Origin of the sequence: Streptosporangium lutulentum (assembly GCF_030811455.1) — a bacterium.
GTDB lineage: Bacteria > Actinomycetota > Actinomycetes > Streptosporangiales > Streptosporangiaceae > Streptosporangium > Streptosporangium lutulentum.
Genome location: NZ_JAUSQU010000001.1, coordinates 10,229,510 through 10,254,749, shown reverse-complemented (window position 1 = coordinate 10,254,749; position 25,240 = coordinate 10,229,510). Strand labels below are relative to the sequence as shown.

General features: G+C 68.0%; 25 protein-coding genes and 1 riboswitch. Of the genes, 14 read left to right on the top strand and 11 right to left on the bottom strand.

Features of this window, described 5'->3' with window-relative positions; all coding sequences use genetic code 11:
• The first annotated feature begins 135 nt into the window (after positions 1-135).
• Entirely contained in the window at positions 136-705 is a 570-nt protein-coding gene (locus tag J2853_RS46115) for a TIGR03086 family metal-binding protein (protein WP_307568436.1), read from the top strand.
• A gap of 129 nt (positions 706-834) precedes the next feature.
• Here J2853_RS46115 and J2853_RS48100 read toward each other — a convergent pair whose 3' ends face one another.
• Positions 835-909, bottom strand: coding sequence for a 50S ribosomal protein bL37 (locus tag J2853_RS48100; RefSeq protein WP_370879562.1), 75 nt, complete (start codon positions 907-909; stop codon positions 835-837).
• Between the two features lie 271 nt (positions 910-1,180).
• Between J2853_RS48100 and J2853_RS46110 the strand changes: the two genes are divergently transcribed.
• The 4 genes from J2853_RS46110 (at position 1,181) to J2853_RS46095 (ending at position 4,926) form a co-directional block, all read left to right on the top strand.
• The gene (locus tag J2853_RS46110; protein WP_307568434.1) at positions 1,181-1,777 is read left to right on the top strand and encodes an HD domain-containing protein; all 597 of its coding nucleotides are present in this window, start codon (positions 1,181-1,183) and stop codon (positions 1,775-1,777) included.
• Positions 1,778-1,859: 82 nt separating this feature from the next.
• The gene (locus J2853_RS46105) at positions 1,860-2,660 is read left to right on the top strand and encodes a DeoR/GlpR family DNA-binding transcription regulator (protein ID WP_307568431.1); all 801 of its coding nucleotides are present in this window, start codon (positions 1,860-1,862) and stop codon (positions 2,658-2,660) included.
• Positions 2,657-3,736, top strand: coding sequence for a galactose-1-phosphate uridylyltransferase (galT, locus tag J2853_RS46100; RefSeq protein WP_307568430.1), 1,080 nt, complete (start codon positions 2,657-2,659; stop codon positions 3,734-3,736). The genes J2853_RS46105 and galT overlap by 4 nt, the downstream gene beginning before the upstream one ends.
• Before the next feature lie 72 nt (positions 3,737-3,808).
• Positions 3,809-3,945, top strand: a riboswitch (cyclic di-AMP (ydaO/yuaA leader).
• A gap of 6 nt (positions 3,946-3,951) precedes the next feature.
• Entirely contained in the window at positions 3,952-4,926 is a 975-nt protein-coding gene (locus J2853_RS46095) for a coiled-coil domain-containing protein (protein ID WP_307568429.1), read from the top strand.
• A gap of 220 nt (positions 4,927-5,146) precedes the next feature.
• Here J2853_RS46095 and J2853_RS46090 read toward each other — a convergent pair whose 3' ends face one another.
• Together J2853_RS46090 and J2853_RS46085 are read right to left on the bottom strand one after the other, a co-directional pair.
• Complete coding sequence (locus tag J2853_RS46090; RefSeq protein ID WP_307568428.1) at positions 5,147-6,997, bottom strand: M14 family metallopeptidase; 1,851 nt, start codon at positions 6,995-6,997, stop codon at positions 5,147-5,149.
• Between the two features lie 947 nt (positions 6,998-7,944).
• Positions 7,945-8,178 (bottom strand): hypothetical protein, encoded by a 234-nt coding sequence (locus tag J2853_RS46085; protein ID WP_307568426.1) that lies wholly within the window; start codon positions 8,176-8,178, stop codon positions 7,945-7,947.
• A 209-nt stretch (positions 8,179-8,387) separates the two neighbouring features.
• Here J2853_RS46085 and J2853_RS46080 point away from each other — a divergent pair, with 209 nt between their 5' ends.
• Positions 8,388-8,951 (top strand): RNA polymerase sigma factor, encoded by a 564-nt coding sequence (locus J2853_RS46080; protein WP_307568425.1) that lies wholly within the window; start codon positions 8,388-8,390, stop codon positions 8,949-8,951.
• The gene (locus J2853_RS46075; protein WP_307568423.1) at positions 8,944-9,810 is read left to right on the top strand and encodes a CU044_5270 family protein; all 867 of its coding nucleotides are present in this window, start codon (positions 8,944-8,946) and stop codon (positions 9,808-9,810) included. The genes J2853_RS46080 and J2853_RS46075 overlap by 8 nt, the downstream gene beginning before the upstream one ends.
• Positions 9,811-9,835: 25 nt before the next feature.
• On the opposite strand, the gene J2853_RS46070 is transcribed toward J2853_RS46075, so the two are convergent.
• From J2853_RS46070 to J2853_RS46050, 5 genes are all read right to left on the bottom strand, one after another.
• Positions 9,836-10,075: a hypothetical protein gene (locus J2853_RS46070; RefSeq protein ID WP_307568422.1), complete on the bottom strand. Its 240-nt coding sequence runs from the start codon at positions 10,073-10,075 to the stop codon at positions 9,836-9,838.
• 43 nt (positions 10,076-10,118) lie between these two features.
• Entirely contained in the window at positions 10,119-10,862 is a 744-nt protein-coding gene (locus tag J2853_RS46065) for a YcnI family copper-binding membrane protein (RefSeq protein ID WP_307568421.1), read from the bottom strand.
• A gap of 125 nt (positions 10,863-10,987) precedes the next feature.
• On the bottom strand, positions 10,988-11,740 hold the full coding sequence (locus J2853_RS46060) for a hypothetical protein (protein WP_307568420.1): 753 nt from the start codon (positions 11,738-11,740) through the stop codon (positions 10,988-10,990).
• 16 nt (positions 11,741-11,756) lie between these two features.
• Positions 11,757-13,586, bottom strand: a complete 1,830-nt coding sequence (locus J2853_RS46055) for a copper resistance CopC/CopD family protein (protein WP_307568419.1) — start codon at positions 13,584-13,586, stop codon at positions 11,757-11,759.
• A gap of 79 nt (positions 13,587-13,665) precedes the next feature.
• On the bottom strand, positions 13,666-15,162 hold the full coding sequence (locus J2853_RS46050) for an LVIVD repeat-containing protein (RefSeq protein ID WP_307568417.1): 1,497 nt from the start codon (positions 15,160-15,162) through the stop codon (positions 13,666-13,668).
• 188 nt (positions 15,163-15,350) lie between these two features.
• On the opposite strand from J2853_RS46050, the gene J2853_RS46045 reads away from it, so the two are divergent.
• The 3 genes from J2853_RS46045 to J2853_RS46035 all read left to right on the top strand — a co-directional run bounded on the left by J2853_RS46045 (position 15,351) and on the right by J2853_RS46035 (position 17,589).
• Complete coding sequence (locus J2853_RS46045; RefSeq protein WP_307568416.1) at positions 15,351-15,473, top strand: hypothetical protein; 123 nt, start codon at positions 15,351-15,353, stop codon at positions 15,471-15,473.
• A gap of 253 nt (positions 15,474-15,726) precedes the next feature.
• Positions 15,727-16,581 carry a LysR family transcriptional regulator gene (locus J2853_RS46040; protein WP_307568415.1) on the top strand — a complete coding sequence of 285 codons (855 nt, stop codon included), beginning with the start codon at positions 15,727-15,729 and terminating at the stop codon, positions 16,579-16,581.
• Positions 16,582-16,722: 141 nt separating this feature from the next.
• Entirely contained in the window at positions 16,723-17,589 is an 867-nt protein-coding gene (locus tag J2853_RS46035; RefSeq protein ID WP_307568414.1) for an NAD-dependent epimerase/dehydratase family protein, read from the top strand.
• A 56-nt stretch (positions 17,590-17,645) separates the two neighbouring features.
• Here J2853_RS46035 and J2853_RS46030 read toward each other — a convergent pair whose 3' ends face one another.
• Positions 17,646-19,268, bottom strand: coding sequence for a helicase HerA-like domain-containing protein (locus J2853_RS46030; RefSeq protein WP_307568413.1), 1,623 nt, complete (start codon positions 19,266-19,268; stop codon positions 17,646-17,648).
• Between the two features lie 483 nt (positions 19,269-19,751).
• Between J2853_RS46030 and J2853_RS46025 the strand changes: the two genes are divergently transcribed.
• Positions 19,752-20,780, top strand: coding sequence for an endonuclease/exonuclease/phosphatase family protein (locus J2853_RS46025; RefSeq protein WP_307568411.1), 1,029 nt, complete (start codon positions 19,752-19,754; stop codon positions 20,778-20,780).
• 31 nt (positions 20,781-20,811) lie between these two features.
• Here J2853_RS46025 and J2853_RS46020 read toward each other — a convergent pair whose 3' ends face one another.
• Positions 20,812-21,264, bottom strand: a complete 453-nt coding sequence (locus J2853_RS46020) for a MarR family winged helix-turn-helix transcriptional regulator (RefSeq protein WP_307568408.1) — start codon at positions 21,262-21,264, stop codon at positions 20,812-20,814.
• A 102-nt stretch (positions 21,265-21,366) separates the two neighbouring features.
• Here J2853_RS46020 and J2853_RS46015 point away from each other — a divergent pair, with 102 nt between their 5' ends.
• Positions 21,367-22,200: an alpha/beta fold hydrolase gene (locus J2853_RS46015; RefSeq protein ID WP_307568407.1), complete on the top strand. Its 834-nt coding sequence runs from the start codon at positions 21,367-21,369 to the stop codon at positions 22,198-22,200.
• A 112-nt stretch (positions 22,201-22,312) separates the two neighbouring features.
• Complete coding sequence (locus J2853_RS46010; protein ID WP_307568405.1) at positions 22,313-22,819, top strand: DinB family protein; 507 nt, start codon at positions 22,313-22,315, stop codon at positions 22,817-22,819.
• 200 nt (positions 22,820-23,019) lie between these two features.
• Here the strand turns inward: J2853_RS46010 and J2853_RS46005 are convergent, their stop codons facing one another.
• The gene (locus J2853_RS46005; protein ID WP_307568403.1) at positions 23,020-24,333 is read right to left on the bottom strand and encodes a M50 family metallopeptidase; all 1,314 of its coding nucleotides are present in this window, start codon (positions 24,331-24,333) and stop codon (positions 23,020-23,022) included.
• A gap of 203 nt (positions 24,334-24,536) precedes the next feature.
• Between J2853_RS46005 and J2853_RS46000 the strand changes: the two genes are divergently transcribed.
• Positions 24,537-25,142, top strand: a complete 606-nt coding sequence (locus J2853_RS46000) for a response regulator transcription factor (protein ID WP_307568402.1) — start codon at positions 24,537-24,539, stop codon at positions 25,140-25,142.
• The last annotated feature ends 98 nt before the right edge of the window (positions 25,143-25,240 follow it).

The window sequence follows — 25,240 nt, the reverse complement described above, 5'->3', positions numbered from 1 at the left end:
CGGGATGAACCCACACCGGCGGGTGACGCATAAGCCTCAATCGGGTGAGGCATCCGCCTGATGGTCATGCCTCATCGACGCGATGACTACTGGCGATCCGCGAGTTACGGTCGAGATAAGACTCGGGAGGGCATGATGACCATCGACATCCGTGAGGCCTACCGCCGCGCGCTGGACGACTTCGGCGCTCTCGTCCACCAGATCGGGCCCGGCCAGTGGCAGACCCGGACACCATGCGTCGACTGGGACGTGCGCACCCTGGTCAACCACGTCATCAAGGAGAACCTGGAGGCTCCCGAGCTGCTCTCCGGACGGGCCGCCGCGGAGATCGGCGACCTCTTCGACGGCGACCTGCTCGGCGACGACCCGATCAAGGCATTCGACGCCTCGGCCATGGGCGCCGTCCAGGCGGCGAGCGGCGAACGCTCCCTGACCAGCGTCACCCATCTGTCGTTCGGCGACGTGCCCGGTGCGGAGTACATCGCCGAACTGTTCGCCGACGTCCTCATCCACACCTGGGACCTGGCCCGCGCCATCGGCGCCGACGAACGGCTCGACCCCGAGCTGGTCGAGGCCTGTGAGACCTGGTTCTCCGACGCGGCGAACGACTACCGCCAGGCCGAGATCACGGAGAAGCCGCAGCCGGTGCCCTCCGGCACCGATCCGCAGACCCGGCTGCTGGCCTCCTGGGGCCGCCGCGGCTAGGTAGGAGTCCCCGTGTCTCCGGTGACCTCCGCTCGTGCCGCTCCGGCGGGTGTTCCCGGTCGCGCCCCGAGGCGACCGAGCCCGGGTGCCTTCGGCCCCGCCCTCTCGCGACGCCCCCGGCGGGCGTTTCTAACCGGCCGGCCGCTTGCCGTGATTGGCCTTGCGCTTCCTGCGTGCCCTGCTCTTACGTGATCGCCTGCCCATACCGGCCACCCTCTTCACGTCTTCAGAGCTCTGGATCTCCCGGAGTCTCAGCCGTGGGCCCGCTCTCAGCGGGCCTCGTCTTCACGTTCCTCCTGGAACGCGTGCCGTACAAGACCCAGGGAGCGATCCGCGGCCGCGGTGAGGCGTCCGCCTCGTTTCCGCCGATCGCCGGGAGACGACCGGGGACCGGCGGGAGCACGGTCGGTTCACCCCCGCTCACTGACCGAACAACACGATCCCCTGTCATGTTTTGGGAGTTAAGCTCCGTCGCATGAGCGCAGAGCTTATGGACCGCTGGCGATCCCTGACCGGGCCCGACGCCGAGCACCTCGGGCGGGAGTTGATCGCCCGCTACGGCGAGCCGCACCGCAGGTACCACACGACCGCCCATCTGGAGGCCGTGCTCGCCCACGTCGACACCCTGGCCGAGCACGCGGAGAATCCGGATCTCGTACGGCTCGCGGCCTGGTTCCACGACGCCGTCTACGACCCCCGGCGTGGTGACAACGAGGAGCGCAGCGCCACACTGGCCGAGCGCGTGCTGCCCGAACTGGGACTGCCCGCCGAGGCGGTGGCCACGGTGGCCCGGCTGGTCAGGCTCACCGTCACGCACGATCCTGCGGCCGGCGACGCGGACGGGACCGTGCTGTGCGACGCCGACCTGGCGATCCTGGCCGCCACGCCCGGGATCTACGCCACCTACGCGGCGGCCGTGCGCGAGGAATACTCCTTCGTGCCGGACGACGCCTTCAGAGCCGGCAGGGCCGCCGTGCTGCGCTCCCTGCTCGACCTTCCGGCGATCTTCCGCATCGCCGATCTGGAGGCGGCGGCGAGGGCCAACATCCACTCTGAGCTTGAGCAACTGTGAGTGGGTATTCACCAGGATCAAACATCGAGACCTTATTTGCCTGTGATAATTTGGTGGAATCTGGTGAATTAAGGAGTGGTTCATGCTTGCCCAGCAGCGGCAGCAGGCGATCCTGGAGCGAGTGCGCAGCAGCGGTGGGGTGAGGGTCGCCGACCTGGTGCGAGAGCTCGGCGTCTCAGATATGACGATCCGGCGGGACCTGGAGGTGCTCGCCGAGCGCGGGCTGGTGGAGAAGGTCCACGGCGGCGCCACCGCGGCCGGGCCCGGTTCGACCGAGGAGCCCGGATTCGCCGCCAAGTCGGTACGCCAGCAGCTGGAGAAGGAGTCGATCGCCCAGCAGGCCGCGCAGCTCGTCCGGCCCGGCACGGCCATCGCGCTCTCCGCCGGGACCACGACCTGGACACTGGCCCACTTCGTGGTCGACGTGCCCGAACTGACCGTGATCACCAACTCGATCAGGATCGCCGACGTCTTCCACCGTTCTTCCCGGGCGGACCGCACGGTCGTGCTGACCGGCGGGGTGCGCACTCCCTCCGACGCGCTGGTCGGCCCGGTCGCCGTGTCGGCGGTCCGCAGGCTCCACGTCGACACCCTGTTCCTCGGCGTGCACGGGATGAGCGTCCGCGCCGGTTTCACCACGCCCAACCTGCTGGAGGCGGAGACGAACCGCGAGCTGGTCGCCGCCGCGCACCGCCTGGTGGTTCTCGCCGACCACACCAAGTGGGGCACGGTCGGGATCAGCACGATCGCCGAGCTGACCGAGGCCCATGTGGTGATCTCCGACTCCGGCCTGTCCGGCGAGGCCCACGAGGAGCTCACCTCAAGGGTGGGCGAGCTGATCATCACCAACCCACAGCCGGAGAGCGAGACCCTGAGCAGATGAAGCGCACGATCACCCACCTGGCCGACGGGCGGGAGCTGTTCTACTTCGACCTGCGGGACGACGAGGACCGCAGTGCGGCCGACGAGCGCGACCTGCCGCCGCGCCCGCCGGCCTCCGAACTGCGCTACGACCCGCTCACCGAGGAGTGGATCGCGGTGGCCGGCCACCGCCAGAGCCGCACCTTCCTGCCCCCGGCCAGCGAGTGCCCGCTCTGCCCGTCCACCCCCGGCCACCCCACCGAGATCCCCGCGTCCTCCTACGACGTCGCCGTCTTCGAGAACCGGTTCCCCTCCTTCTCCGCCCAGCCGGGCGAATACGAGCAGGTCGGCGGGTTGAGCGAGGTCCGCCCGGGGGTCGGCCGCTGCGAGGTGGTCTGCTTCACCTCCGACCACGACTCCTCCTTCTCCGCGCTCTCCCCCGAGCAGGTCGAGCTGGTCATGGAGGCCTGGATCGACCGTACGGCGGAGCTGTCGGCGATGCCGGGCGTGGAGCAGGTGTTCTGCTTCGAGAACCGGGGACCGGAGATCGGCATCACCCTGGCCCACCCCCACGGCCAGATCTACGCCTACCCCTACGTGACCCCGCGCACCAAGCTGACCCTCGGCGCGGCCGAGCGCCACCGGGAGCGGACCGGCGGCAACCTGTTCGCCGACGTGCTCGCCGCGGAGCGGGAGGCCAAGATCCGGGTGGTCGCGTCGAACGAGCACTGGACGGCCTTCGTCCCGGCCGCGGCGCGCTGGCCCGTGGAGGTCCACCTCTACCCGCACCGCCGGGTCCCCGACCTGCTCGCGCTGGAGCCCTCCGAACGCGCGGCCTTCGGCCCGCTCTACACGGAGGTGCTCCGCCGGCTGGACGGGCTGTTCGGCGTGCCCATGCCGTACATCGCCGCCTGGCACCAGGCGCCGGTCAACGTCGGCCGGGATCTGTCGTACGCGCACCTGGAGCTGTTCAGCATCCGCAGGGCACCGGACAAGCTGAAATATCTCGCCGGGTCGGAATCCGCCATGGGCGCCTTCGTGAACGACGTCCTGCCCGAGCACACGGCGCATCTCCTGCGCTCCGTTATCACGGACTGATCACCGCTTGGTATCGGGATGGAGTCGCATGACCACTCCTTTACTACTACTATCCTTCCAACATCAGCTGTAGCAGTTGATATGCCCAATCCCGGGCGCCTTGCCCGGGAGCCGGGGAACCACCGCACCTGGGGTGAATCCACTTCGGTGGAAGGGCTTCCTCCAGCCCGAACCCGTCAGCTAACCCGGTCGGCGTAAGGAGAAGAAGGAGGGTCGTGGCGGCTCTTTCCCCCACGTTCCGTCGTCATGCGGCTTTGACCCTGTGCCTGACCTCGGCCACCACGTTCACCCTCGGCGCCTCGACCGCGGGAAACGCGGCCCCCAAGCCGACCGAGGCCGAACTGCGGGCCGATCTGGCCAAGCTGGGCAAGAAGGTCGACAAGCTCATCGAGACCTACGCGGCCAAGCGGGAGTCTCTCGAGAAGGCGCAGAAGGCCGAGGCCGTCGCCAAGACGAATCTGCGCAAGGCGGAGGAGACCTACGCCGAAGCCGAGAAGGAAGTCGACTCGATAGCCCAGATCCGCTATCAGAGCAACGCCGGAAGCCTGCCCGCGATGCTGTTCTCCCCCGACATGAGCGGCGCGGCGATGCTGGAGCAGCTCACCGCCCAGCAGAGCGCCCACCTGCAGGATTTCGCGGGCAGCCTGACCCGCAGGAAGCAGGCGGCCCAGAAGGCGGCCCAGCTCACCGACGACATCGGCGAGGAGGCCAAGGAGGTGGAGGCGCAGCGCAAGGACGCCGAGGACCTGATCGACGACATCAAGGACAAGCTCGACCAGCTCGTCCCCCTCGGCTCCGGCCGCCTCGCCAACGGAAGCTGGGCCCCCCAGCTCCCCACCGGCGGCGACAACATCACCGACCGCACCAGGATCATGCGCGAGGCCGTCCAGAAGCGGTTCAACCTTCCCTACGCGGTCGGCTGCTACCGGGCCGCGAACGACGGCGGCGAACATCCGCTCGGCCGTGCCTGCGACTTCATGATGAGCACCGGCGGTTCCATGCCCTCGGCGGCCCATGTCAGGCTCGGCGACGAGATCGCCGCCTGGGCCATCAAGAACAAGGCCAAGCTCGGCGTCAAATACGTGATCTGGCGACAGCGCATCAACCACGGCTCCGGCTGGACCACCATGTCCAACCGCGGCGGAGTGACCGCCAACCACTTCGACCACCCGCACATCTCGATGTACTAGCACTCCGGCTTGAGGCGGTTCCGTCCCCACTGGCATGACGATGCTGCCCCGTCGCTCGACCAGGTTCCATCGCCGATCACCGCCAGGCCTCGCCGAAGGTACGTCAGGTGACGAAACCCCGGGCCGGCTGATCGCGGCGACGGACGGAACGCGCGTATGCACGGTGACACGACATCGTCCCCGCCCCACGCGAACGTGAGACGGGGACGATGTCAGAAGGTCACCTCAGACGTGCCGTCGCGGAGGACAGGCCGCCGCGAACGCTGACGGCGTTCACCTTCACCGTGTCGGTGTCGCCCTTGGTCACCCGGAGCGTCACCTTCCGTGCCTTCCCGCCGTCCAGGTAGAACTCGGGAGCCTCACCGACGACCCTCGCACCGTCGACCTCGACGGTGTCAGGGGCGACGATCTTGATCTCCTTCGCCTGCTCCAGCGCGGTGGGGATGCGGCCCGTGTTCGTGACGGTGGCCGCGATCTCGTGGGTCGCACCGTCACTCTGGCCGCGCCTGAGCGGCTTCACCTCCACCTGCGAGAGCTTCACCTGCGGAAGCGACTCGGACAGGTAGAGGTTGAAGCGCGCCTGGTTCATGGCCCACTGACCGATCAGATCCGCGGACGGGTTCTGCGACCAGAACTTGGGGTTGATCCCGCCGACCTCGACCTTGCCCAGCGTGGGGTGCTGGATCGTGGTCCACGGCAGGAAGCAGTTGGTACGGCCGTTCTCGGCGCACCACCGTGAACGCTCCCAGTCGGCGAACCTGTCGTCGTTGTCGTAGTCCTTGAAGTCGCCGCCGTTCCACAGCTCGTCGCCGTACCAGATCGAGCCGTACTGGAAGTAGCCGAAGTCGGGCCCGTGACCGAACAGCGGCTCGGGTTCACCACCGTTGCGGGTGGCGTAGTCGATGTAGACGCTGCCGGTGTACCGGTAGCCGGTGAACCCGGCGCCCGCCTTGTCGAAGTGCTCGTACAGTTTGCGGTCGTTCGTGTACATGCACTCCTCCGGGTCACAGGTCGAGGGCCCCCGAAGGTGCATGGGCACCCGCGTGTCCATGCTGTTCACCACGCCGATGTTCGTGTGCGACATCAGCCAGGTGTACACATGGCGGGTCTCCGGCTCCGACAACGGGTACGCGCCGGCACCGCCCTGGGTCAGGTTCCGCCCCGTCGCGTCGTTCTCCGGCATCACGTGCCAGTTGTAGGGGTAGTTGCGGTGCAGGTCGAGACCGCCGATACCGTCCTCGTTGGAAGCACCGTCGCCGTCGCTGTCGACCCCCTCGGAGAACATGAGGTAGTCGCCCTTGCCGGCGCCGACGTTGAGCATGACGTTCTTGGCCGGGTCACGCTCGTCGATCACGTGCGTTCCCTTGCCCGCGCCGACGTACTGGCGCATCTGGCTCAGGTATCCGTCTTTGTTGAGGTCTTCGCCGGAGTCGTCGTCGAACTTGCCGTCGCCGTCGTTGTCCTGCGGCCGCACCGACGACCGGTTCGTCTGGGCGGTGTAGAGGTACAGGTTGTGCCCGTCCGGGTTGTTGACCGGCCGGATGTAGAAGGCCTTCTCGGCGAGCAGTTTTTTGACCTTCTCGTCCTTGCCGGCCTGCGTGATCAGATGGTGCGCGAGCCACAGCGAGCTCTCGGCCGAGGACGTCTCGCCGGAGTGCCGGTTGCCTTCGAAGAAGGCGGCCGGCTTGTCGGTGTCGGCACCGGTGGACTTGTTCGTGATCGTCAGCTGGTAGATCGGCTGACCGCTGAAGCTCTCCCCGACGACGTACAGGTCGACCAGGTCAGGGTAATCGTGGGCCCACTTTTTCAGCCACCACTGGATCTCTATCCCGGTGTGGAAGTGGTCGAAGTCCATCTGCCCGGGCTTCTTCGGCTGCACCTGGGGGTACTTGACGACGTCGAAGGTGCTCTGCCCGTCACGCTCGCCGGCGATCGTGATGGTGGGAGTCGTCGGTGTGACGCTCCCCGGGAAGGGCCCCGGGTCCTCGACCGGCTGCAGGCCGATGGTGTACTTCGCGGCCGAAGACAGCACCGTGTCGTCGAGTGCGACGGCGCTGTCCGTTCCCCACATGGGCGCATTGGCAATGACGACGGCGGCACTCACAAACAGGGCCGCCAGCATCGAGAGCGGGCGCTTAATACGCCGCCGTGAGCGGCGCGCCACTCGCTGTGAATGTGGAATCGCCGGATAGTGAGAGGACGCTTCTTGTTCACCTGGTGATGGATAAGAGTTGTCGAAGGAGCCCACGGCAAATCTCCTGTCGTCACTTCGGGGAATGCCTCGCCGGCAGAGGCATAACAGTCACGCTTTATGTCGGGGGCGCCACCCGACGGGTAATTCCAGTGATCAACGTAACTCACCATTTTCCGCATGTAAAGATCACAATCAGGCCAACTGGTACATCGCTCCCCATTACGGGTGTTGCTGCTGGTTCGCGCCGTGTCGGCGGCCGGCGAACCGGCCGACGACATCCGGCAGGCCCCGCCGTCGGTCGGTGACGTCGGCGCGACCGAGGCGGACGGGCCGGGGGGGGGAGCAGACGGTCCGCGGCTGAGACGACCCGTCGCGAGAGGCCGGCGGAGCCTCCGAAGTCGCCGGCCTCTCACGACGGTGGATCGGGTCGCCGTCACACGGTTCGAACAGGGGGCCGCGTGAACGGTTTTTCTGTGCACGTGCGTGCAATGTCATTGGACGGTTGAATAGGCGCCGAGTTTCACCGGGAAACCGCTTCCGGTCGCGCCCGGCTTTACAGCGAACGAGACGTTTTTCCGACGATTTTAATCATGTTACGACTCGGTCGATCTTGGCCTATAATTCCCGGCGATGATTTTTTCCCATTCGACGTCGACTGTTTATCGAATGACCACAGGCGAGCGAGGAAGCGGGGAAAAGGAGACAGAAAGTGAAGCGCGAGAAAAACGCGACGATAAAGCATACTGATATCGCCGGTCTTGTCCGGCAGCGATATCGGAAAGAGCCAGGCCACGCTCGGGTCTTCCATCGCGTCGTTCGCTCCCTCAGGCGTCGCCGAAGCATGGGCACCCGGTTTCGTGCAGCCGGTGCGGCCGTCCCGGCGAGCCAGGGCTGAAGCGTTCCCACGTGGTGAGACCGGGTGGCCGAAGGCCGCGGGCCGGGTGGCTGCGATAGTGATCGACGGCGGCGGCGATGGCGATCCAGCCGATCAGGCGGGCCAGACCGACGGCCGGGTTGCGCAGGCCGGCCAGGATTCGGGGAGCGGTGCCGGTCCTCACCCCGCGGGCGTCCTCGCGATAGGTGACGTCGGGTCCTTCTGGAAAAAGGCGGCGATCACCCCGGTGGCGGGACGAGGTGGCACGAAAGACGTGCCCGGCTGCTGAACGGCCGCCCTTCGGAGGCGGGAAGAAAACGCGGGCGTGCGGCGAAGTGTGGATGAAAGCAATGATCACCATCCGGAAGGCACACTCATGACGGAGACGGGCACATGACCGCCGGAGTGGGCGAGCAGGTGACCGACGCCGACCTCGTCGCCGACTACCGGCGGAACCCCGAGCTGTTCACCGCCGTGTACGACCGGTATCTCCACGACATCCACCGGTACGTGGCGGGACGCCTGGATACCCAGATGGCTGAGGACATCGCGGCGGAGACGTTCCTGCTGGCGTTCGACCAGCGTGATCGGTTCGACCCGGGAAAAGGGGGGTTGCGGCCCTGGCTGTTCGGCTTCGCCACGAACCTGGTGGCCAGGCACCGCCGCAAGGAGGCCCGCCACTACAAGGCGCTGGCCCGACTGGACCCCGCGCCGGTCGTGGAAGGACACGAGAACCGGGTCGTCACCTCCGTGACCGCCCAGCCGTACCTGGCCATGGCGCTCGCCTCACTGAACGGCGGCGAGCGCGACGTGCTGCTGCTCCTGGCGCTGGGCCAGCTCAGTTACAACGAGATAGCCCAGGCGCTCGGCATTTCCCTCGGCACGGTGGGCTCGCGGCTCAACCGGGCCCGCGCCAAGATCCAGATTCTCAGAGACAAGGAGACGACCCATGAATGACCTGGAAGAGATCGCCGCTCTGCTGGCCAAGCCGGAACCGTCCGCCGGGGCGGTCGCGCACGGCAGAGACCGCCTCCGGCGAAGGACGCGGGCGGGCGGGGTGCGCCGGCGAGCCCGCTGGTTCGTGCCGGGAGTCGCCCTGGTCGCCGGGGCCGCCGCGGCCGCCACGGTCGTGTTCGCCACGGGGGCGCCCACGAACGACGGCGCATCGGTCACGGGCAAGGAGGTCCTGCTCATGGCCGCCGTCAGCGCGGAACGTACGCCCCAAGATTCCGGGACGTACTGGCACGTCACACGTCAGTGGTTCGAGTCGGACATCCCGCCGATGGAGAGCTGGACCAGTCGCGACGGCAAGCGCTGGACCAAGGGCGAGCCGGGGGACCCCCCCGACGCCGTCGTACCGACCTGGAAAACGCTCAGCCTCAAGGGCGCCACGATGAGCTTCGAGGAGCTCGAGAGGCTGCCGACGGACCCGGAGGCGCTGAAGGCGTGGATCGCCGAGCGCAAGGGCAACGAGAACGACATGTCCCCATCCGAGATCCAAGGCGATCCCACCCTCACCCTGTTCACGCTGATCACGGAGCTGCCGGCGCCCGCGGAGGTCCGCTCGGCGGCGTTCCGGGCACTCGCCGCGACGCCGGGAGTCGAGAACGTGGGCGCGGTCGAAGGCGGCCGGCAACTGCGACTGCCTGTCCCCGTCGGCGATAAGAGCATCGAGCTGGTCGTCGATCCCGAGAAGGCCCGGGTGACCCGCGCCAACCTCGTCCTCACCGGCGACGGCGGCCTGGCCTGGGACAAAAAGTTTATCTCCGTGACCACCGAGTGGACGGACCGGCTTCCTTCGGTGAAGGAGAGCTAGCCCCGTTTCCACATGTGAGTGATCTTCAGCGGAGGCCTCGTGGATCGATGTCGAGAAGGTCCAGGAGATGGAGTTGGAGCTCGGTGGGCTGCGGGATGATCGGAGTGACCGGCCGGTGCCCGGGATCAGCCGGACGCCGGCCGGCACGCCGTCGGTGCCGGGTGACCGCGCTCAGGTAGGCGGTCACCCGGCGGGTGCGGCCGATCCGGTCATCGCTGAGCGGCTCCGACCCGGTCTCGAACACCTCGCCCGCCGCCCACGGCATGGCCAGGTCGCGCGGTGAGAACAGGTCGGTGTGATCGTGGCGGCTATCGCGCCCGGCGCCACCGTACGACCAGCGTCGCGGCGCACGCGAGGGAGATCACCAGCGCGGCCGCGGACAGTCCCACCGCCCACGGAACCCCCGCGCCCGACCCGTCCGCGAGCGCGGTGCCCGTGGTCAGGGTCACCCGGTCGCTGCCCGTGGGCGGGGACGACGCCGCGCTCCCCTGGGCATTCCCCTGGGTGTTCCCCTTGGGCATGAGCCGGAGCACCGGCGCGGGCCGCTCCGGTTCGTCGGCGCCGGAGGCCGGCTCCTGGATCCAGCGCACCACCTCGCCGTCGCTGTAGTGCTGGAGCGTCTTGAACACCAGCTGGCCGGTCTCGGGCAGCGGTCCGGCGCTCACCGAGAACTCGTCGTATTCACCCGGCTTGATCCCTGACGTCGAATCCGTCGCGGTCCAGGTGATCGTGCCGACGACCTCGCTGATCTGCGCGCCGTGCGCCTCGACCGGCGTGGCCGGCGTGGTTTTAGTGATCTTGTACGACCAGCCGGGGTGCGGCTTCACCGAGACCGAAGCCAGCGGGGAGTCGACGGGGAGCTGCACCTCGATCTTGGTCGTGCTCGCGTCGTCGCGCTCGTTGGGGACGCGGAACGTCAAGGCGGCGTAGCCGCCCTGTACGGCCGTGTCCGGACTCACTACCACGTGCGCGAACGCCACCGCCGGCAGGACGCCGACCAGGTAGGCCGCCATCGCCGTGATGACGAGGCCACGCACAGTGCGACGCAGCATCTGCGCCCTTTCCCCCGTGACGAGCACGGGTGTGCCGGTTGGGAGGGCCGTGCCTCTCAAGGTTCCTCTAACGGACGGGACTCTCAACGTCCTCAAGCCTTCGGTAGGTGATTTCCAGGGGGGCGCTAGCCGAGGCGGGCCAACGTCGTCGTCATCAACGTCTCGATCTTCTCCTCGGTGTCGGCACGCTGGCCCACCGTCTTGATCTGCGCGTATCCGACGTAGACGATGGCGTTCGCCTTGTGCACCACGACGGTGACCAGATCGTCGTAGGTATCCGGGTTCATGTCCGGAGGCGAGGTGTGCACCAGATGCTGGGCGAACCCCTTCCATCCGTTCATCTCGATCGGCTTGCTGCCGACCGTGTAATCGCCCACGACGGACGGCGGTCCGCCGAGCACGCCGAACGTCTCCGGGCACTTGGCCGACTCGGCCACGACGGTGTTCATCGTGTCCTCGGCGAGCGCGGGGCTCTGGAAAACCACCGCGCCCTGTGTGATGACCGGAAGCGACGTCGGCCCCACGCGCTGCGGGCCGACGATGAACCGTCCGATCGGATTCCCGCCCACCGGCTCGATCGCCGGCTGCACGACGACCTTGACGTCCTCGGAACGCTGGACGTACGGACAGGTCGGGATGCTCGTCGGGGGCGTGTAGACGACGTGGGAGGCGTGGTCGCTGTCCTCGACCTCGATCGCGCCCTTGCCCAGGTCGGCGGGGGTGACGAGGCCGGACTTGACGGAGGTCGCGGTGTAGGGCGGCTTGGTCAGCGGCTGTGGAGCCCCGCTGGAGCAGCCCGCCAGGACGCCGATGGCGAACGCGCCGCCGGCGAACGCGGTCACTCGCCACCCGGACGCCTTGCGGTCAGCGCCTCGCATGTATGTCACCAGCCTTTCAGCGTGCCGTGAACGGGACACGGACGGGTGTCTCGTCGAAATCGGAGATGCGGATGTCCAGTCGCAGCACCCAATCTCCCGGGTACGGGATGGACATCGAGTTCGCCACGTAGTGGCCGGGTTCGGCCGCGGTCACCTTGACGGGCAGCGCCGGTATCGCGCGGTCCGGCGACTCGAGCGCACCGGAGATCTCGGGTACGGCGACCAGCGAGCCGCCCTGCCCGTTGATGTAGATGTCGGCCACGTTGCCGCCCAACCTCGCCGGCTCGATCTTCACCTCGACCGAGCCGCCTCGCAGCTCGGGGACCGCGTCCGCCGCGGCGGCGGGAAGGGGAACCGTGCTGTCCACCGGGGGTGCGTAGCTGTCGCGGGCCGGGGCGGTGTTGACCAGGACGGCCGTGATCGACAGGACGGCGATCCCGAGCACGACCTCACCCGCGACCGAGCGGCGCAGCCGGCGCAACGCGGTGGAAGGGACGGCCTCGATACCGAGGGGTTCGCGGCCGCGCCGCCGTACGAACCGGCGTGCTCCGGCGGCGAGGGCCAGCACCGCGAGGACGACGGCGAGCTTGCCGAGAAGCAGCCGCCCGAAGACGGTTCCGCCGAGCGCGCCCCACGTTCCCACCTGCCGCCAGGACAGGTACAGGCCGGTCACCGCGATCACCGCGAAGGAGATCTGGGCGAGCAGGGAGAACCTCGGGAGCGCGGGCTCCAGGGAGACGGCGCGGGTGGGTTCCCGCCTTCCCGCCGGGATGACCACGCAGGCCGCGAGCACGATCAGGCCACCCAGCCACAGGGACATGGCGAGGAGGTGCAGGCTGGTCGCCGGCACCGCCAGCCAGGTCTGCACACCGGTCTGCGCGTGATCCGCCAGCGTCCAGGTCAACGTCAGGGCGACGGCGCCGGCCACGGCGAACGCGGGCGGCGCGATCCGCCGGGTGGTGCCGGCCGCTTCGGCCTCGGCCGCCCCGGTGTCCGCGGGGCGCGAGGCGGGGCGTACGGCGATCCCGAAGGCCACGCCGAGGGCCAGCACGATCAGCAGCCGCGCCAGCAGCGCCTGGCCCAACCGCGTGGACAACGTCGCGCCGAGTAGGTCGGGGTCGAACACCTCGGTGAGCGGGACGCCCTCGGCGTACGGCCCCTGTACGAGCAAGACCACCACGGTGCCGGCGGTCAGCGCGGCGAAGCCGGACCACACGATGCGCCGTCCGCGGCGGTCGGCCCGGCCGGCGGGCCAGAGCACGGTGACGAACAGCGCACCACCGAGCACGAGGGCCATGCCGAGAAAGGCCAGGGCACGGCCGATCGCGTCGACGACGGGAACGGCGGGGTCGGTGTCCTGCTCCACGGGGACGGCCAGCGAACTCGGATGGCCGACGCTGAAGCTGAACGCGCCCGACACCACGTGCGAGTCCGCGGACGTGACCCGCCAGGCCACGACGTAGGTCCCCTCGGCCAGCCCCGTGGGCAGGCTCGCCTGCGCCGTGTTGGCCTTCCCGTCCGTGTAACCCGAGGCGCCGATCTCCAGCTTCTTCCCGGTGACGTCGAGCAGCTGAATCGACCGTTGGCCGAGGTTCACCGCTTCGTTGAAGCGGAGCCTGACCTCGGCCGGGGGCCGGTCCAGCACCTGGCCGTCGACCGGCGAGCTCTCCAGCAGGTAGGCGTGCGCGTACGCCGGATGCGTGACCGCGGCGGAGACGAGGTCCGAGACCAGGCCGCCGGCCACGAGGAGCGCGATGACCGCCAGCCGCGTGATCAGCCGGGCTCGACTCGCCACTTTCACGGCCGCGCCCCGCGCGACCGCTCGCCTGGCATTCCGGCGTCGCACCGTCTGCCTCCATGCCTGGCCGAAAGCCGGCCCGCGCGCGGTGTCGTTCCCCGCGCGGGCCGGCTTTCGTTCGATCCGATTACTTGTCGCAAGAGTTCCAGCAGATCTTCTTGTCCGGCTTGCCGGCCAGTTTGCCGTTGAACTTGAGCACGTCGACGCCCCGGTTGTAGTCGGCGACGTAGATGAGCCCGTTGTGCCAGTAGGTGGCCGAGGCCGAGCCGCCGGTCACACCCTCTCCCGCGGGCACGCGGAAGTAGCCGACCTGGGTCGGGTTCTTGGGGTTCGACACATCGATGAAGCGGGTGCCCTGCCCGTACCACGCCTGAGCCACGATGTTGCCGTTCACCGTGAACCAGTGCGCGGAGCAGTTACCGGTGGTGGCCGACCCCTCCTTGCCCCACGGCGACCAGTGGCTGATCAGGTCCATCCGGAACGGCTTCTCCGGTGTGGACTTCCAGGCCTCGCCGTCGTAGCTGCCCTTCAGCGAAGCGATCTTGAACTCGCCCGCCTGGGAGCAGGTCGTGATGTTCTCATTGGTGATGTAGACCAGCTCGCCCTTGTCGAAGCGGCCGAGCTTCTCGGTGTTGTGGTAGGCGTTGTGGTCGAAGTAGTCGAAGAACTCGGTGCCCGCCGGGTTGGTGGGGACGACCGTGCCGCCCGCGTACGGCACCGGGTCGTACGCCGTCGCGGTGCGCTTGCGCTTCTGCACCGGGTCGTAGTGCCTGCCCTCGGTCCAGTAGCCGCGTACGCCGCCCTCACCGGAGACCCAGGCGACGCCGTTCTTGTCGACGTCGACGCTGTGCACGTAGTCGGTGACCCCGTCGAACCGGTTGAGGTCGAGCGCCCCGTCCATGTTGCGCGGGTGCCTGATGTCGCGGATGTCGGTCACCCGCAGCGGCACGCCCTTCCAGGACGGGTCCTGGCCCGGCGTGCCCGTGTTGGCCGGGCCGACCGTCCACAGGTACGTGCAGTCGTTGATGCAGGTGGACGTGTGTCCGGCCGCGATCGGCTGGAAGACGACCGTCTCCGGCTTCCACGGGTCCTTGACGTCGATGATGTAGACGCCGGACTGCCCGGTCGAGACGGTGCCGCCGAAGCCGCGCGGGTCCCGGGCGAGGAAGACCAGCTTGCGCTTCGGGTCGACGGTCATGTTCTCGCCTTCCCAGAACCTGTCCTGGGTGTCCCCGGGCTGGCGTAACTGGGCGGCGGTGATCTTCGAGACGAAGGCGGGATGCTTAGGGTCCTTCAACGACCAGACGGCGAGGCCGCCCGTGCCGTTGGCGAACATGAAGTCATAGCCGTACTTGTCGTAGTGGATGAAGTTCAGCCCCGAATAGCCGCTGACGCCCTTGACGTTGTCGAGGAACGTGACGTTCCCCGCGACAGCGGTCGTGGGGACGTTGTGGACGTCGTCGAGGACCGGGCCACCGTGGGAGGGCTTGGAGGAGGAAGAGGAGGAGGAGGAGGGGGTCAGGCCGGGCGGATCGTCGGCGAACGCCGGTCCGGCTCCAGACAGCTGGAGTGTGGCAGCGGTTGCCAGCGCGACCGCGCTCGCCACGAGGGATTTCACTTTCATCGAATGCTCCCTTGAGGCCCCGCGGGGGTTGTGGAGCCACCGCGTGACCAAAGATCACAGGTGCGGATGATTGTAAGATCAGGAGTAAGCAGCTGTCATCGGGCAAAGCGGATAAATCCGCCAAAAGGTTTTCGGTCCGTCCGATATTCGGCCGGCCCTGCGGGCGGACACGGCCGCCTTCCGGAGGGATGACCAGGGGCGCAGCCCTCGCCAAGGACATGGCCGACAAGATCATCGCTCCCGCGAACAGAATCGCCGGATTCCAGCCCCGGCCGGCGACGAGCCCCTACGGGCCGCTCTCGACCGCTTGAAGGCGTCATCCACAGGCCCGCCCGAGCAAGGACGTGAGCACCGGCCTCCTCCGGTCACCGAGGAGATCCGGCCGGCGACCCGCCGGCCGACGAGCCCGCGGGCCGCCGGCCGACGACGTCCGAGGAGCCGGCGCGGTCCGCGCGAACCCCGGGTCAGCGGTGCGCGGCAGGACGCCCTTCCCGCCCGTCCGGACGCCTGTCCTACCCTGAAGGCACGACGCCGGGTCGAAAAAGGAGGAAAAAGGGGGACACGGTGGACATCGACCTGCGCAAACTCCGCTACTTCGTGGCCGTGGCCGAGGAGTTGCACTTCGGACGTGCCGCCAAGCGGTTGTACATCACACAGCCGGTGCTCTCCCGGCAGATCCGTGCCCTTGAGCACGAACTGGGCGCGCAGCTGTTCTCCCGGAACAAGCGGTCCACCGAGCTGACGCCCGCCGGACACCAGTTGCTGGAGGACGCCCGCCCGCTGCTGGCCTCCGCCGCGGCGCTGGGACGCCGCATCGAGCAGGCGGCGCACGGGGCGCCGACCTTCACCGTCGGCTTCATGCCCGGGATCATCGTCACCGCCGCCGTCCGGGTCCTCGCCGCCCGGCACCCCGAGCTGAGCATCGGCGTGCTGCGGACGTCCTGGGACGACCAGACCGAGGTCGTGCACAACGGCCGCGCCGATGTCAGCTTCGTCCGGATGCCCGTCGACCGGCAGGGCCTGCGCCTGCGGCCCCTGTTCAGCGAACCGCGCGTCGCCGTCCTTTCCGCCGATCACCGCCTGGCCGACAAGCAGTCGATCGGCGTCGCCGACCTGGCCTACGAGCGACTGCTTCAGAACCCTGACGCCGTTCCCGAATGGCGAGACCTGCCGGAGCGTCCGAAGGCGGAGCCCGCCCGGCCCGCCTTCACCGGTGTCGAGGAGAAGCTCGAACACATCGCGACGAGCGGCGGGGTCGTCGTCCTTCCCCTGTCGACCGCGACCTTCTACACCCGGTCCGACATCGTCCACGTCTCCATCGAGGACATCGGCCCCAACCAGGTCTGCCTCGCCTGGAGCGCCGATCGGCGCTCACCTCTCATCGAGGAGTTCGCCGGCATCGCCGGTGACCAGGCCTAGCACGGCCGGTCCCGCCCAGGACCGGTGATGCTCCGCGGACATCACCGGCCGCGGAAGAAGCCTTGGACGCCGTGGCAGCACCGGGGCGAGGCTGGAGACGCGGTGAAACACCCGCTGACCAGTCGAAAGGGCATGATGGCGATGAAGGTTTTCATCACGGGCGGCTCCGGATACATCGGCCGCTCCACGGTCCGGGCCCTGACCCGGCGGGGAATCGAGGTGACCGCTCTGGCACGCGGCGAGGCCGCCGCGCGGATCGTGTCAGACCTGGGCGCGACCCCGGTGCGGGGCGGCCTTTCGGACCTCGCGGTGCTCGACGGAGCGGCCCGGCAGGCCGACGGGGTGATCCACCTGGGCCAGAACTACAGCGATGACACCGCCGAGTTCGACCGCGCCGCGGCCGAGGCGCTGCAGAACGGCGCCGGTGACCGGCCCTACGTGCACACCGGCGGGGTGTGGGTGTACGGCGACACCGACGGCGTGGCGAACGAGGACTCACCGCTGAACCCGCCGCAGATCACCGCGTGGCGACTGGAGAACGAAAAGCGCGTGCTCTCCCGTGTCGCCAGCGGAGGACATCCCGTGCTGGTGATGCCGGGCGTGGTCTACGGCCGTTCCGGCGGTCTGCTGCAGATGTTCTTCGTCGAACCGGCACGTACGGCGGACGCGGTCCCCCTCATCGGGGACGGGTCCAACCACTGTGCCCTGGTCCACGTCGACGACATCGCCGAGCTGTACGTGCTGGCGCTGAACGCCGAGGCCGGGTCCGTCTACTGCGGCGTCAGTGACCAGAACCCGCCGATGGCGGACATCACCCGGGCCCTCAGCCACGCGGCCGGCCGCCCCGAGCGGACCGTCTCGCTCAGCCTGGCCCAAGCCCGTGAGCGGATGGGTCCGATCGCCGAGGCCTTCGCCCTGGACCAGCGGCTCACCGGAGTCCGAGCCCGGCAGCAGCTCGGCTGGACACCGACTCGTCTCGACGCCCTGACCGAACTCGCCCGGGGCTGAACCACCTCCACCTGCCCCGGCGGCAGGCGTCCCGGCCGCGTCCCGCCGGTCGTGGTCTAGGTTTTCGGCACATGGATCGCCTCGAGCTTGGTGGGGAGGTCCAGCTGGGCCCTTCTGATCGCGCGATAGTCATCCCTGGGGACTTCTTTTTCGCCGAAGAAGGCCTTCAGCAGCGTGTCTTCGCTGGGGCCTTCGGCACCGAAGATTCCCTGAGGTGCGCTGGGGGCCCCGAGAAGGTGGACATAGCAGCCGTAGTCGATCTGCAGGACGTCGAACTTGATCCCGGGGACCCCCGCGCTGGAGTAGTCCTTTTTTATTATGTGGAGTATGCGGTCGTCGATCAGCCTGCGGATGAGAGGGTGATCGACGTGCTCCTGGTTGAGGAGAAAGGCCCTCGCCTTCTTCTTCGAGATCACCTCTCCGATGATGGCGTCGAGGAGTTTGCGCGCCTCGGGGGCGCTGCTCAGCAGGGCCGCCTTCGTCATTTTGTAGACCCGGTGCGCACCCTGCCTGATGTCGTTGGTGGAGATCTTCTCGTCGTTGGCTATTATCGCGGCCTTGGAGATTATGCTCAGCGCGTCCCTCGGCACTCCCTCCGCAGCCCTGATCAGCTCCTGAAGCGCCGTGATCTGTGTGAAAAGCAGGGTGGTCAGTTGATCCAGGGAGTCCAGCTCCGGCAGATCCTGTGATTTCAACTCCTGGTTGATGTGACGGAAGAGGAGGTTCTGGAAAAAGTTTATCGACCGCTCTTTCTGCTCCCTTTTGCTCTTGGCGGGGAATATCACGAACTCGTCGAGGTCGAGGATCGGGAACAGGTCCGATCCGATCTCTATGCCGATGTAGTCCGAACCGCCCGCCTTGAGAATTCTCCATTCCGTGCGGTGAGGGATCGCCGCGATCCGCACGGTGACCTTGGGCAGGCTGAAAAAGATGCGGCGCAGCATCTCGGCGACGTACGGCTGGAGGGAGATCGGCATCTCACTCCACTCGTCGAGGAGTATCCAGCACTGCTCCGCCGGATGGGCCTCCAGCGCCTGCTTGAAAAGCTTCCCCAGCGCGCCGAAATGGGCGCGGTAACGAACGCCCCCGGAGGATTTTATCCGAACGCTTTCGGATGATTTGTCGAGCGACCTGTCCAGGGTGCCGACACTCACGGACAGCCCGGACCTTCCGATGCCCGCCTTCAGATTGTCCGTCGCGGAGCGCTCCCTCTCCCTTCCCGTGAGGACCTCCTGTTCCTCCTGCTCGATCACCATGACCTCGCCGATGTGATCGAATATGTCGTTCAGGGGACGCAGGTCGCCATGGCCGTTCAGCGCGTCGTTGATCAGGCAGTCCTGGATCATCGCGATGATGTCGACGAGAAGACGTGAGGCCCTCTCCGCGAGAGGAATCGTCGAGTCGGAATACCACCCCCCGGTCGAACCAAGGTCCTGTTTCACGTCGATGAAAACGACCAGATTCCCCTTGGCCCGCTCCTTCTCCGCCAGATATTTGAGCGTATGGGTCTTCCCGGTACCCCTGCGCCCGTATATGACACCGTTGTCGCGCGCCGCTATGGAAGTCGTCAGAATCTCGTTCTCAACATAAGTGCTTATCGTGTGCTCATCGTTGTGTATGCGTTCTGCGCGCTTCTCGATGACCTGGAGGATATTGAGCAGCTTTGCGGTATCCAACATTCCACCCCCATGTTATTTATTTCGAAAATTCCCAACGGCCAAAGCCAGTGCCACGCCAAATGTCTTCAATTATTTCCGCGGCGCGGTCAAGAGCTGATTCGAGCGGCCGGGCCCTTGTGGTCACGGGGTGGCGAACAGGCCCGAACGGCCTTGGAGATCGTCCGAGGATCCGTGAATCGGGGGCCCGGTCTCACAAACGATCGCTTACGGCCGGGCACGCGATTGATCTTTTTGGCCCGGGACCGCTCTTTCTCCTTGAAATGCGGTGCTCCGGGAAAATCTCCGTGTCACTCCGGACGCGACGATCTCGCTCCGCCCGGCGATCCACCGTGGGGCCCGGCGGGCCGCGATCCGAGGCTCGTGTCCCGGCCTGAATCGCCTCGTTCGCGCCCTCCGGACGACCTCGGAAGTTACGATCTTGCCAATGCGGTCGCCGTCGACGTCCACGGGCGAAGGCCCGTTCACACCCCCGGCAGGAGCGTGATGGAGCAGACGAACGGCGAGGTGGCGCCGGAAGGAAGAGCGGCGGCCACCGAGAGGCGCTCCTGGCGCGTCGACCGGCGTCGAGGCGACGCGCGAGGCCGGACCGTCTGGACGCGAGGGTGGATCCTCGCGTCGCTCGCCACACTGGTCGCCGGGCTACTGGCGTTCCACGCCGTCGTGCCCAACACCGTGGGCAATCTCGGCAGCCTGCTGGAGACGTTCCTGCCCTGGCTCGGCCTGGCCGTTCCCGTACTGCTGGGCCTGGCGCTGCTGCGCCGCTCGGCCACCGCGCTGGCGGCCACGGCACTGCCCGCGGCCGCCTGGACCGCCCTCTTCGGCGGGCTGCTGCTGCCCGCCGGCCCGGAGACGGCACACGACCTGACGGTGCTCCAGCACAACGTCAACGACGAGAACCCCGACCACGCGGGAACCGCACGAGCACTGGCCCAGGCGGGAGCCGACCTCATCGCCCTTGAGGAACTGACGCCCGACGCGCTGCCCGCCTACGAAACCGCCCTCGCGTCCGGCTATCCCCACCGCGCCGTCGTGGGCACCGTCGGGCTCTGGTCCGAACATCCCCTCGCGGACTCCCGGCCGGTGGACATCAAACCGAAGGACATCGACGCCGACTGGAGCCGCGGACTGCGGTCCACCGTACGGGGGCCGTCCGGTGACATGGCCGTGTACGTCGCCCACCTCCCCTCGGTCCGCGTCGGGTTGCCGAACGGCCTCAGCTCCGGCCGCAGGGACGAGAGCGCCGTCGCGCTGGGCGCGGCCATCGCCGCGGAAAGGCTGGACAAGGTCATTCTGCTGGGCGATCTCAACGGCACCCTCGACGACCGCGGCCTGGCCCCCGTCACCTCCCGGATGACCCCCGCGAAAGAAGGTTTCGGCTTCAGCTGGCCCGCCGCCTTCCCTCTCGCCCGGATCGACCACGTCATGACTCGCGCGATGTCTCCCGTCACCACCTGGACCCTGCCCGCCACCGGCAGCGACCACCTGCCGGTCGCCGCCCGCATCAAGATCTAGGACGTCCCGTCCCCGGCGGGCGGATCCGACCTCATCCGGGCCGCCGGGTGGACCTCGTGGGGCTCAGGCACCGCGCGAGCGATTCGAGCGCGTCGACGATCTCGCGGATCCGCTCGGGATCGTCGGTGCCGAGCGACGCGCCCAGGGCGTCCTCGATAGACGTCGAACGGACCTGCGCCACCCGTTCGGAGACTTCGGGGGCCCGCCGGACCAGGAGCCGGCGGCGGTCGCCGGGGTCGGTCATCGTCACGACGGAGCCCGCTTCCCGGAGCCTGGCGACGGCGGCCGACACCGCGCTCTGCGGCAGGCCCGTCCGCTTGGCGATCTCTCCGACCGAACTGTCGGGGTGCTCACGGAGATCGCTCACCACGATCAGGACCGTCCGGACGCCGGTGGAGTGATCGCCGATGCCCTCCGTCGGCATCGCCTCCTCGCCGATCTTCATCAGGGTTCGTCCCAGCAGAAACAGCTCGACTCCGTTCACGTTCACGACGATACATCAAAAGAGATACATCAAAGTTGATGCATCGGGTTTGATGGGTTATGGTCGGAGACGAGAAGCGATCACCCCTCGGAAGGGACTCCCATGAACCGCACGAAAACAGGCCTGCTCGACGTCCCCGGCGCCCTCCTCCACTACGAGGTGCGTGGCACCGGGCCCCTGCTGCTCATCTCCCAGAGCGGAGAGGGTGACGCGGGCCGTAGCGTGGATCTGGTCGACCACCTCGTCGAGGACCACACGGTGGTGACCTACGACCGGCGAGGGCTCTCCCGCAGCACGCTCGACGACCCCGCGCGGGGGGTGACCATGGAGGCACACGCCGACGACGTCCACCGCCTGCTGGCCTTCCTGACCGACGAGCCGGCACTCATGCTCGGCTGCAGCATCGGCGCCGTCATCGGCTTCCACCTGGCCCTACGTCACCCCGGCCAGGTGAGCACCCTCATCGCGCACGAACCCGTCGCGCCACGGCTGCTGCCCGACGCCGAACGGACCCATCACGAGCAGGAACTGCGGGAGATGCAGGAGGTCTACCGCCGCGACGGCCTGCCCGCGGTCGTCAAGGTGATCGCCAAGCTCCTCGGCATCAGCATGGCCGACCAGGAGACGGAGCCGAATCTCACCCAGCACCCGTTCACTCCCGAGCGGACCGCCAACTTCGAGTTCTTCGTCGAGCACGACTTCACCGCGGTTCTGGACGACGCGCTGGACGTCGCCGCGCTGAAGAACACGCCGACCCGCATCATCCCGGCGGCCGGCCGCACCACCCCGCGCACGGTCTTCGACTACCGGTGCGCGCAGGAACTGGCCGATCTCGTAGGGGCCGGCCTCGAGACGTTCCCCGGCGGCCACAACGGCAACCTGACACACCCGCGTGCCTACGCCGCACGCGTTCGCGAACTCCTCGGCGGGGCATGACGCCTCAGGCCCGGCTCCGCGATCGCCGGGGCCCTCCACAGCCCTTCGAAGGGATCTTCGTCCCCGGCAAACCGCATGACAGCGACTTCCGGTACGGACAGGATTGGGCGGTATGACCGATAACCGGACCGATCCCCCCTTCGTCGCCGACGAGGGCCCCATGCTGCACTCCTGGCTTGACTGGCAACGGGAGACCCTGGCCGTGAAATGCGCCAGGCTGTCCCAGGACCAGCTCCGCCTGCGCTCCGCCGAACCATCCACGATGTCCCTGCTGGGCCTGGTCCGCCATATGACCGACGTCGAGCGCTACTGGTTCCGGAATGTCCTCACCGGTGAGAACACCCCCGGCATCTACTGGACCGACCGGCATCCCGATGGAGAGTTCGACCTGGTGGACACCGCCTCCGCCGAAGAGGCGTTCGCCCGCTGGCAGGCCGAGATCGCCAATGCCCGCGAGCTCTCCTCGGGGCTGCCCCTCGACCTCGTGGGCAAGGGCCTGCGCGGGGGCGAGGAGGTCTCGCTGCGCTGGATCCTCATTCACATGACCAATGAGTACGCCCGGCACAACGGCCACGCCGACCTCATCCGCGAGCGAATCGACGGCGCCACCGGCGAGTAGGACCGCCGGGCACGGTCATCACGTCGGGCGTCGCCCCCGCCGCCCCGGCTCACCGGCCTCGCGGCTCACCGACCCCGCGCGCGGCGGTCATGCCCGGATCTCGCGCCGCCGGTTCCAGGATCCCGCGCCGCCGGGGAGACGCCGCCCCGGCGTCCCGTCCTTCACCGCGGCCCCCGCGGAACGCACGTCCGCGGGGAGGATCAGCCGGAGAGCCGGACCGGGTTGACCAGGTCGGCGTACATCAGCAGGCCGGCCATGATGATCATCATGAAGGCGATCGCGTAGGTCAGGGGAAGTGCCTTGGCGATGTCCACGTGACCGGGCGTGGGACGGCGGGCGACGCGCGCGTATCCGCGCTTGATCCCCTCCCACAGGCCGCCCGCCACGTGGCCGCCGTCCAGCGGGAGCAGCGGGACCAGGTTGAACAGGCCGATCGCCAGGTTGAAGCCCGCCAGCAGGTTGATGAAGACGACGACCTTGTTCTCCAGCGGAATGCTGGACGCCGCTATCTCACCGCCGATGCGGCCCGCGCCGATGACCCCGATCGGGCCGTTCATGTCGCGTTCGTCGCCGGAGAACGCGGCGTGCCAGACGCCGACCATCTTCTGCGGGAAGCGGATCAGCGAACCGGCGGTGGCCGCGGTGAGGTCCCACATCTGGGAGCCCACCGCGCCGATGCTCTGCTTCTCGATGGTCACCACCGCGCTGACGCCCATGTAGCCCACACCCTTGTCGATCTTCCCGGGCTCGTCGAGGGACTCCCGGTCCTGAGCGATCAGGTTCGGGGTCAGGGTCATCTTCTGCCCCGCCCGGTCGATCTCGAACGCCATCGGCCCCGGACCGTGGTCGCGGATGGTTCGCGTCACGGCCTCCCAGCTCGTGGCGGGCTTGCCCGCCACCGACAGGATCTTGTCGCCCGGCTTGAACCCCGCCGCCGCAGCCGGGCTGGGCTTGTCCGCCGCGGTGCACTCGGGGTTCTCGGCGTATTCGGCGGTGGTCTTCACGCACGCGGGGACCGCGCCGATCTGCGTCCCGTTCGATGCCACCTGGACGCCGAAGCCCATGAGCACGACGCCGAACAGGATGAAGGCCAGCACGAAGTTCATGGCCGGGCCGCCGGACATGACGATGACCTTCTGCCACCAGGGCTTGCGGTAGAAGACCCGGTCCTCGTCGCCGGGCCTGACCTCCTCCAGCGCCACCTCGCGCGCGTTCTCGATCAGGCCCTGCCAGGGCCCCGTGGAGACCGAACGCAGCTTGTTCGGATCGTCGGTGGGCCTGGGCGGCAGCATTCCGATCATCCGGATGTAACCGCCGAGCGGGATCCACTTGATGCCGTACTCGGTCTCGCCCTTGCGCCGCGACCACATGGTCGGGCCGAACCCGACCATGTACTGCGTGACCCTGACGCCGAACAGCTTCGCCGGCAGCAGGTGGCCGATCTCGTGCAGCGCGATCGAAGCCATCAGCCCGAGAAGGAAACCGACGATGCCGATCACATAGAGCCAGCTCACAGGTTCGTACCCCCGGTCGCGGATTTGTCGACAGTGCCCCATAGGAGATTAGCCGAATTATCCAGGCTACAGGTTGCCACCGGGATGGGCGCGACGGATCGAGCCGCCTGTGCGGGCTTGGATGAACATGGTCACTTTGGTGACAATAAGCGATCGATCAATTACATTGTGACAAGACCGGGCGAGAGAGCGAGAGGAAAACTTTGATCGGGATCCTGGTTGCCGAGCAGTTGCCCCTGGTCAGGCGTGGCCTGGTGGCATCGCTGGAGTGCGAGGCCGATCTGAAGGTGGTGGCCGACCTGGGCCAGGGCGAGGAGGTCGTGCCCGCCGTCCTGCGTCACGAGCCCGAGATCGCGGTCATCGACCTGGGTCTTCCCGGCGCCGACGGGTTCACCGTGGCGCTCCGGCTGCACGAGGAGGCCCCTCGCTGCGGGGTCCTCCTGCTGTCGCGCGATCCCAGCCCCGGTCAGGTCCGCCGCGCCTTCGGCGTCCACGCACTCGGGTTCATGAGTCTGGACGTCGCTCCGGAGCAGCTGGCCGACGGGGTTCGCCAGGTCGCGGCCGGTCGCCGCTCGGTGGACTCGGAGCTCGCCCTCGCCGCCCTGGAGCTGGTGGAGAACCCGCTGACCCGCCGGGAGCTGGACGTGCTCCGGCTGGCCGCCCAGGGAGCCCGGTCCGGCGAGATCGCCGATCAGCTCTTCCTCTCCGTGGGAACGGTCCGGAACCACCTGTCGCGGATCATGTGCAAGACCCACGCCCGCAGTCGCCTCGACGCCGTGCGCATCGCCTTCGACTCCGGATGGCTGTGACACCCCGCACACGGAAACCTCACGCACGGACACCTCACGCACGGACACCTCACATGACGTGCGGACACCTCACGTGCGGCATCTCACATGAACGTACG

What these genes read in the sequence shown, in the direction of transcription:
- J2853_RS46115 (WP_307568436.1), top strand. Translation starts at nt 136, where the DNA reads ATGACCATCGACATCCGTGAGGCCTACCGCCGCGCGCTGGACGACTTC.
- J2853_RS46110 (WP_307568434.1), top strand. Translation starts at nt 1,181, where the DNA reads ATGAGCGCAGAGCTTATGGACCGCTGGCGATCCCTGACCGGGCCCGAC.
- J2853_RS46105 (WP_307568431.1), top strand. Translation starts at nt 1,860, where the DNA reads ATGCTTGCCCAGCAGCGGCAGCAGGCGATCCTGGAGCGAGTGCGCAGC.
- galT (WP_307568430.1), top strand. Translation starts at nt 2,657, where the DNA reads ATGAAGCGCACGATCACCCACCTGGCCGACGGGCGGGAGCTGTTCTAC.
- J2853_RS46090 (WP_307568428.1), bottom strand. Translation starts at nt 6,997, where the DNA reads ATGTGGGGAACGGACAGCGCCGTCGCACTCGACGACACGGTGCTGTCT.
- J2853_RS46080 (WP_307568425.1), top strand. Translation starts at nt 8,388, where the DNA reads ATGACCGCCGGAGTGGGCGAGCAGGTGACCGACGCCGACCTCGTCGCC.
- J2853_RS46075 (WP_307568423.1), top strand. Translation starts at nt 8,944, where the DNA reads ATGAATGACCTGGAAGAGATCGCCGCTCTGCTGGCCAAGCCGGAACCG.
- J2853_RS46070 (WP_307568422.1), bottom strand. Translation starts at nt 10,075, where the DNA reads ATGCCGTGGGCGGCGGGCGAGGTGTTCGAGACCGGGTCGGAGCCGCTC.
- J2853_RS46065 (WP_307568421.1), bottom strand. Translation starts at nt 10,862, where the DNA reads ATGCTGCGTCGCACTGTGCGTGGCCTCGTCATCACGGCGATGGCGGCC.
- J2853_RS46060 (WP_307568420.1), bottom strand. Translation starts at nt 11,740, where the DNA reads ATGCGAGGCGCTGACCGCAAGGCGTCCGGGTGGCGAGTGACCGCGTTC.
- J2853_RS46050 (WP_307568417.1), bottom strand. Translation starts at nt 15,162, where the DNA reads ATGAAAGTGAAATCCCTCGTGGCGAGCGCGGTCGCGCTGGCAACCGCT.
- J2853_RS46045 (WP_307568416.1), top strand. Translation starts at nt 15,351, where the DNA reads ATGACCAGGGGCGCAGCCCTCGCCAAGGACATGGCCGACAAGATCATC.
- J2853_RS46035 (WP_307568414.1), top strand. Translation starts at nt 16,723, where the DNA reads ATGAAGGTTTTCATCACGGGCGGCTCCGGATACATCGGCCGCTCCACG.
- J2853_RS46030 (WP_307568413.1), bottom strand. Translation starts at nt 19,268, where the DNA reads ATGTTGGATACCGCAAAGCTGCTCAATATCCTCCAGGTCATCGAGAAG.
- J2853_RS46025 (WP_307568411.1), top strand. Translation starts at nt 19,752, where the DNA reads ATGGAGCAGACGAACGGCGAGGTGGCGCCGGAAGGAAGAGCGGCGGCC.
- J2853_RS46015 (WP_307568407.1), top strand. Translation starts at nt 21,367, where the DNA reads ATGAACCGCACGAAAACAGGCCTGCTCGACGTCCCCGGCGCCCTCCTC.
- J2853_RS46010 (WP_307568405.1), top strand. Translation starts at nt 22,313, where the DNA reads ATGACCGATAACCGGACCGATCCCCCCTTCGTCGCCGACGAGGGCCCC.